At 71.7% G+C, this 7,664-nt stretch carries 4 protein-coding genes; 1 reads left to right on the top strand and 3 read right to left on the bottom strand.

Features of this window, described 5'->3' with window-relative positions; all coding sequences use genetic code 11:
- Positions 1-859: cytochrome P450 family protein (locus tag ACYVE7_RS25105; protein ID WP_460367788.1), on the bottom strand; the 859-nt coding region annotated here is incomplete at its 3' end.
- A 231-nt stretch (positions 860-1,090) separates the two neighbouring features.
- Here ACYVE7_RS25105 and ACYVE7_RS25100 point away from each other — a divergent pair.
- Positions 1,091-3,919, top strand: coding sequence for an ATP-binding protein (locus ACYVE7_RS25100; protein ID WP_460367786.1), 2,829 nt, complete (start codon positions 1,091-1,093; stop codon positions 3,917-3,919).
- A gap of 22 nt (positions 3,920-3,941) precedes the next feature.
- Here ACYVE7_RS25100 and ACYVE7_RS25095 read toward each other — a convergent pair whose 3' ends face one another.
- Together ACYVE7_RS25095 and ACYVE7_RS25090 are read right to left on the bottom strand one after the other, a co-directional pair.
- Positions 3,942-6,779: a helix-turn-helix transcriptional regulator gene (locus ACYVE7_RS25095; protein ID WP_460367785.1), complete on the bottom strand. Its 2,838-nt coding sequence runs from the start codon at positions 6,777-6,779 to the stop codon at positions 3,942-3,944.
- A gap of 492 nt (positions 6,780-7,271) precedes the next feature.
- Positions 7,272-7,664, bottom strand: a 393-nt coding sequence (locus ACYVE7_RS25090) for an alpha/beta hydrolase family protein (protein ID WP_460367784.1), incomplete at its 5' end; no start/stop codon positions are given.

The following is a 7,664-nucleotide window of genomic DNA, read 5'->3' as shown; positions in this document are numbered from 1 at the left end:
CCGCCACCGGCGAGGCGACCCTGAGCCCTTCGGCGACCGCGGCCCGCGCCGAGAACCGTCCGGCCACGAACTCCTCCCAGCAGCCCTCCCGCCCCAGCAGCGTGGCGACGATGTTGGACAGGCCGCCCGCGGTCGTCGGCCAGTCGGAGCCGACCAGGCGCAGCGCCGCGGCCGCGAATCCGCGGTCGTCGGCGAAGGCTCCGGCGAGGTCGGCCCCTTCCCGCACCGTCTTCTCGCGCCACTGATCGGCCAGGCCGGCGACATGGCTCACCACGCCCTGCAGGAAACTCCCCTTCTCCCACTGCTCCAGAGTGCTGAGCGAGCCGCCCCGTTCGGCGAGCTCACCGAGGTCGTGCACCGCTTTGGCCATCAGGTCGAAGTCGTCGTCGGGAAAGCCCAGGAAGCCCAGCAGGGCCGCCAGCGCGACCTGATCGGAGAACTCGGCGGCCAGATCGAACCGCGCGTCGGTGGGAAGCCGCTCGGCGTAGGCGGCGACCGTGGCACGAAGGCCGGGAAGGCAGCTCCGGACACGGTCCGCGCTGAAGACGTCCGCGGCCAGCCAGGCGTCGTATCCGCCCGGCCCCGCACACGGCTCCCTCCGGACCAGGGCCAGCACCCTGGCCGCCTCCGGATGCAGGCCCGCCCCGGGCACCGGTTCGGTGACCGGCGCGAACGACACCGTGTCCGTGGCGACCCTGACGACGTCGTCATAGGTGGTGACGCACCACGCCCGCAGCGGCTCGGAGAAGAACACCGGCTGGAGGGTCCGCGCCGAGGCGAGCACCTCGTGGAACGCCGCACGGTCGGCGCCGAAGGGATCGAAGCGCGACAGATCGAAGGGTGCTTCTGAACCATCCACTCCACGGCTCCCGACAAGGACTGGTGCTCAGTGATTCACTGCCGAACCATGCCACATTCCGGGAGGTTCATGCCGCCTTTCTCCCGCTCTCCGGTCTGAAATCCCTGACCCCGGCCTTCCCGGCCCCTACCTTTCGGGTTCCGGCCGGGGAAAGCCCTGATGGCCGGGCAGCCGGGCGACCGGGACAATGCGGGTGACGCGTCACCAGGGCAGGACGAGCGAAGGGGCTCCATGAACCGACCGTGCGACAGCGGGCTCCTCGAACGGAACACGGAACTCCAGACGTTCGACCACCTGCTGGAACGGTCGGCCGGCGGCAGCGGCGGCGGCATCCTGCTGCTCGGCCCGGCGGGCATCGGGAAGACCTCACTGCTCGAGGAGGCGCTGGCCAGAGCCGAGGACGGCGGCCACACGGTCCTGCACGCCCGCGGCTCGGCGCTGCGCAAGGACACTGCGTTCGGGCTGCTCCAGGACGCCTTCGGCACGGCCCTCGCAACGCTGCCCGCCCGACGCCGCCGCGAGGTCTTCGCGGGGGCCGCCGCGTCCGCCGCACCGCTGTTCGACCGTTCGGGCTCCGGTGCGTTCGGCGGCGAGTTCGAGCAGATCCACGGCCTGTACTGGCTGATGCTCAACCTCGGCCGCACCGCGCCGGTCCTGCTGTCCCTGGACGATCTGCACCTGGCGGACGAACCGTCGCTGCGTTTCCTGGCCTACGCCCAGAACCGGCTGGAGAACGAGCGGGTCGCCCTGCTCGGCGCGGCTCGGCCGGAAAGCCACTCGGCCGCCGCCCAGCGGCTCCTCGATCTGGTGATCACCCACCCCGCCTGCCGGATCGAGCGGCTCCGCCCGCTGTCCGAACCCGCCACTGCCCGGCTGATCACCCAACGGTGCGGGGTCCCGCCCGAGGACGGCTTCCTGTCGACCTGCCACCACGAGACCGGCGGCAACCCCCTGTACGTCACCGAGCTCCTGCGCGGCCTGACCGCCCACGGGCTGCCTCCCGTCGACGATGTCGCGGGACGTGTCGCCGCGATCGGTTCCAGCGCGATCTCGTGGCGGGTTTCGCAGGAGCTGTCGCGGCTCACCGGAGCCGCCAGGGCCACCGCGACGGCGCTGGCGGCCCTGGGCCCGGATGCGGACCTGACGCGGATCCGGGCCGTCACCGGGCTGACCATGGACGAGGTCCTCACCGCGACCGGTGAACTCGAGGCCGCGCACCTGGTCCGCAACCCGCTGCCCGGCGTCGCGGGACCGCCGGAGTTCACCCACCCCCTCCTGCTGGAGACCGTCTCCTCACTGCTGGCCGAAGAGGAGACCGTCCGCATCCACCGGGCCGCGGCCCACGCCCTGTCCGAGGCCGGCGCCGCACCCGAGGAGATCTCGGCCCAGCTGCTCAGAGCCGGCCGGCCCCGCCCCGCCGACCTGCGGGTCCTCCTCGACGCGGCCAGGACCGCGACCCGACGCGGCGCGCTGGGCACGGCCGACACCTTCCTGCGGCACGCCCTGCACGCCGAGCAGCCCGACGAGGCGCGGCTCGCGCTGCTCCTGGAAGCCGCCGCGGTGGCCGCCCAGGTCGACATGGCCGGAACACTGGAACTGGTCGACGAGGCGCTCAAGCTGACCGACGATCTCCCTACCCGGGCGAGGCTCGCGGGCGTCGCGGGGCTGGTGGCCCCCTGGTTCGGCCGGGACGACCTCATCGAGCTCGTCGCCCAGTGCGCCGACCGGCTTCCCGCCGAGCAGGACGACCTGCGGCGCCGCCTGGAATCGATCCTCCTGTGCATCCCGCAGATGCTGCCCGGCTGGGACCATCTGCTGCCCCGGCTGGAAACGGCCAGGGAGCTGCCGCCTTCCCCCGCGGTCGAGGCCGCGCTCCTCGAAGCGACGATCGCCTCCTGGGACCTGCAGGCGGCCGACCCCCAGGCCTTCGCCCGGGCGGCGGCGGCCCTCGCCAACCCCGATTTCCAGAGCACGGTGGCCCGGGGCGCGCTCAGCGGCACGGCCGCCTTCGTCGTCGCCGTCCACGACGAGCCCCGGCGCGGGCTCCGCGCCTTCTCCGCGCTCATCCACGAGGCACGCCTGGTCGGCTCGCTGTCGACGCTGGCTTTCACCCAGATGTGGCGGGGGGCGGGCTGGCACCAGATCGGACGGCTCGCCCAGGCCGCCGAGGATTTCGACTACGCGCTGGAGGCCGAACGGCTGGCGCCCTCCGGCGCCATCCTGGAGGCGTCCCTCGGGATGCTCGCGGCCGTCCGGATCGACCAGGGACGGCTCGGGGAAGCCGAACGGCTGCTGCGGCGGTCGGACGGGCTCCCGCCGCGGTCGGGGGTCTTCTGCTACTCGGCGTACGGCTGGGCCAGGCTCCACCTGGCCAGGGGACGGTACACAGAGGCCCTCGGCAGCGCGCTGATCGCGCGGGAACGGGACGCCGCGGGCGGCGGCGGCAATCCCGCGGTCCTGCCCTGCCTCGGTGTCGCCGCGGTCAGCCTGCACGGGCTCGGCCGGTACGAGGAGGCCGCGGACCTGGCGGCCCAGGAGCTGGCGGTCGCGCGGCGGTGGGGCAGACCCGGCGGGATCGGACGCTCCCTGCGGGTCAACGGCCTCGTCTGCGCCGACCGGGACCGGCGCCAAGACCTCCTACGGCAGTCGGTGCGGGTCCTGGACGGCACCGACTACGTGCTGGAGCTGGCCGAGACCCTCTGCGTCCTGGGTGAGGACGCCCTGGCCGCGGGCGACCTGGACGGAGTGCAGGAGCATCTGGGCCGCAGCCTGGATCTGGCGCACCGGTGCGGGGCGGGGCTGCTCACCGAACGGGTCCGCCAGGCCCTGCGGCGGGCCGGTTACCGTCCCCGCCGGACCGCTCTCACCGGACCCCGATCGTTGACGCCGAGCGAATCGCGGGTCGCTGAGCTGGCCGCGCGGGGGCAGACCAACCGGGAGATCGCCCAGAGCCTGTTCGTGACGGTCAAGACCGTCGAGGTCCATCTGTCCAACGCCTACCGCAAACTCCAGATCACCAGGAGAAGCCAGATCGAGGCCGGCCTCAAGGCCGACCACTGAACCCCGCCGCGCATCCCTCGGCTCAACCGGTCTCCTGTTCGGTCAGCATGTCGCGGAGCTGGAATCTTCGGGTCAGGCCGAGTTTCTTGTACACGCTCGACAGGTGCACCTCGACGGTTTTCACGCTGACGAACAGCCGTTGGGCGATCTCCCGGTTGGTGAGTCCCTCGACCGCGAGGTGCGCGACGCGTTCCTCGCTCGGCGTCAGGGCGTCCCTGCCGATGTCGTGGGCCGAGTGCTTCCTGCCCGTGGGCCGTCCGCCGGCGGCGCGCAGTTCGCTGCGGGCGGCTTCCGCCACGCCTGCGGCGCCGAGTCTCTCGACCAGATCGAGTCCTTCTTCCAGGTGGGTGCGGGCGACGGCGCGCTGGCCCCGCCGCCGGTTCGCCGACCCCAGATCTATCAGCGCCTTGGCCAGCTCCAGCTGTGCGCCGGAGTCGCGAAGGAGCTCAACGCCCAGGTTCAGATGCCGCTCCCCGGCCGGCGGCCCCTCGACCCGTCCGAGGACCCGCAGACTGCGGCCGACGACATGCGGCGCTCCCCAGGTCTTCGCTTTGTCCAGTTCCTGCCGTGCGAGGTCCAGTGCCCGCTCGTGGTCGCCCATCGCGTGCAGGCAGAGCGCCGCGTCCGACCGCCAGGCGACCAGCGCCGGGTTGTCCCCGGTACGCGTCTGAACGTACCGGCCCGCGCTCAGGGCGGACTCCAGGGCGTCGGTGTAGGCGCCCTGCGCCATCAGCAGACGTGTGCGCGCCTGCCTCAGGCTGTAGCCGATCTTGTTCGGTGGTGGGGAGCCGCCCGGGGCGAGCCGGTCCAGGAGCTCCTCCGCCTCCGCCAGGCGTCCGCGTTCGACCAGCACCTCCACGAGGTATCCGGCGGCGATGTGGCTGACGGTGCCCATCGGTGCCCTGCGTTCCAGAGCGAGCACTTCACGCAGGTCGGCTTCCGCGCGGACCAGTTCCCCCTGACGGAGGTTGGCGAGACCGCGGTGCAGGTGGGGCGCGGCCAGGACGTTCGCCCCGCCTCGCGCATGGCTCATCTTGATCAGTTCGGTGAAGGCCTCGCTTCCCGAGTTCAGGTCGCCCAGCAGCAGGGTGAAGTAGCCGGTGTGCCCTTCGGTGGCTCCGGCCGACGCGGCGTCGATCATCTTCGGGTGGCTGAGGGCGAGACGGGCCCGGGCGAGGCCGCGCGGGTCGCCCTTGAGCGCCTCGTAGTAGGCGAGCGAGGTCTGGAGCATCACGGAGTCCAGGGACGTCGACCGGGTGAGTTCGCGCAGGCCCGGAATCCGGGTCTCGTAGTCGGGGAAGAGTCCCGATTCGATGCCGACGATGAGGAGTGCTTCCTCGACCCGGCAGCGGGCGTCGGTTTCGTGGTCGGGCAGGTCGTCGGCCAGTGCGCTCAGCCGCGTCGCCATTTCGTGGCCGTTCCCGAGCCAGAGCTCCGTCCAGGTGGCCGCCGCGAGAAGCCGCGCCGAGGCGACGGGGTCGTCGACGAGCTTGAGCATCTCCTTCAGATGTTCGAGTGTCTGGGCCATGTCGATGCGCGAGGCCACCGTGACGGCCGACTCGAGGATTCTCAGCCGGGTGGCGGCCGGGGCGCCGGCCTTCAGCGCGTGCAGGAGGTAGCGGTGGGCGCCTTCGGGGTCGCCTCGGTCGGCGGCCTGGTCGGCGGCGCGCAGCAGCACCTCGATGTGCTCGCGGGGCGGGGACGGCAGGGTCAGCAGGTGGGTGGCCGACTCCTCCGCGTCACCGCCCTGCTGGATCATGAGTTCGGCGGCCTCCTGGTGGTAGCGGAACCGGACCGGGATCGCCAGTTGCCGGTAGACGGCGCTGCGGATGAGCGGGTGCAGGAACCGCACCGTCGACCCGCCGGGTTCGGGCGGCAGGAGCAGTTCCAGGCTTTCCAGGTCGCCCAGGCAGGTCCAGAGTTCGGCTTCGGTCAGCCCGCTGAGCAGCCGGAGGTGGCCCAGTTCGGCGCCGTCGCCCAGTACCGCCAGGGCCTCGGCGACCGATCTGGCCTCGGGGCTGAGCCGGCGTAGCTCCACCGCGAGCCGGACCACCAGGACCTCACCGCCCAGCAGCATGACGGTGTCGGGCGTGACCTGCCGCGCGGCGAAACCCCCGTCGGTGAGGACCCGCACGATCTCCTTCACCAGCAGGGGGTTGCCGTCGGTGAGGTCCATACAGGAGGAGACGATGTCGGCGGACGGCGCCTCGCCCAGCGCCGTCTGGAGGACGAGCCGCACGGCGTCGCGGCTCAGGGTTCCCGGATTCAGCACTTTGACGTCGTGGTCGTGGGTGAGTTCGCCGAGCACGCCCTTGGCGCTGGCGTAGCCGCGTGCCGTCGCGACGACCATGACGTTCGCTTTGTGCGTCCGCGACCGCAGGTAGGCCAGGAACCGCAGCGACGCCTCGTCCGCCCAGTGCAGATCGTCGACCGCGAACAGCAGCGGCCGATCCTGGGACAGCTGGACGGTCAGCCAGTACAGGCTGTGCACGAGCGCCATCTCGTCGTGGGCGGGGTGCTCGCCCGTGCCGCCGAACAGGCTGCCGGCGGCGGCCGCGGGGCCGGCGAGCCAGCGCCTGCGGTCCTGTTCGCCCGACCTGACCAGCAGGCCCTCGAACAGTTGCCGCACCAGACCGAAAGCGAACTCCTTCTCCAGCGGTGACCCTCGTCCCGACAGGGTGCGCAGGCCGCGCGCGGTGGCCGTCCGCGCGGTCTCGTTGAGCAGGCTCGTCTTCCCACGGCCTGCGGGGCCCGCGATGACGACGAAGGCGCCCTCGTCGGCCAGCGTCCGGCGGATCCCGGCGGTCAGTACAGCGATCTCAGCGTCTCGTTCGAGGAGGAGGTCGGTTTCAGATGTCACGGACGATAAGAGACTCTGCGACGGCGACAGGTTCGATCCGGGGCACGCTGGTATCGGGAAGAGGCATGAAGAACTCCTTGCGCTCCCCCGACAGGTTTTCGGAACATCTGTCATCTTGCGCCCTGCTGACGATAGAAAACGCTACCGGAGCAGCAATATCAAGAGGTGGAACGGCTCCGCATCGGTCGCGACGCGCAGCGACCGTCGCCCTGGCGGGCCCGGCCGGTCACGCTCAGTCGTCGTCGCGGGGGCGCAGGAGCGCGGGGTGCGGGCCGCCCGGCGCGGGCAGCAGCTCGGCTTCCAGCCGGCAGTCGGCGCAGATGTAAAGGGTCTCCCCGTCGATGGTTCTGCCCGCGGGAACAGAAGGACGGGGCCATCTTTTATGGCAGGACGCGCAGCCCTTTCCTCGGAGCTGTGAGCGAGAGAATCCGAGCGGGACGAATGTTCTGAGTACTTGCTCTCCCATGTTCTTGCTCTCCCATGGTGCTCTTTTCATCGGTGGGCGTCTTCGCCGAGCAGGAAATCCACCACCTCGTCGAGGAGTTCGGTCGTCCGCGGCTCGGCCAGCGGATGGTGCCCGGCCCCGGGGACGAGGCGCAGGAACAGGTCGTGGCCGTCCTTGTGCCCGCCGGCCCGCAGCGCCCGCCAGAGCTGCCGGGCGTGTTCCGCCGGGACGATCTCGTCGTTGGCCCCGTGGACGATGAGCACATCAGCGGTGATCTTCGCGGCGAGGACGATCAGATCACGCGGGCCTGAACGGTCGCTGAACAGGGCGTCGCCGCCCAGCCGGGCGATCGCCTGCCGTGCGGGCGCGGTCGTGTCGGCGTACAGCCGCGGCCCCGACAGGAACGGGGCGACGGCGGCGCACCGCGACCACAGGCGCGG

The organism is Actinocorallia lasiicapitis, from assembly GCF_054778695.1.
The sequence above is the reverse complement of the archived record's forward strand: the minus strand, read 5'-3'. Positions and strand labels throughout refer to the sequence as shown.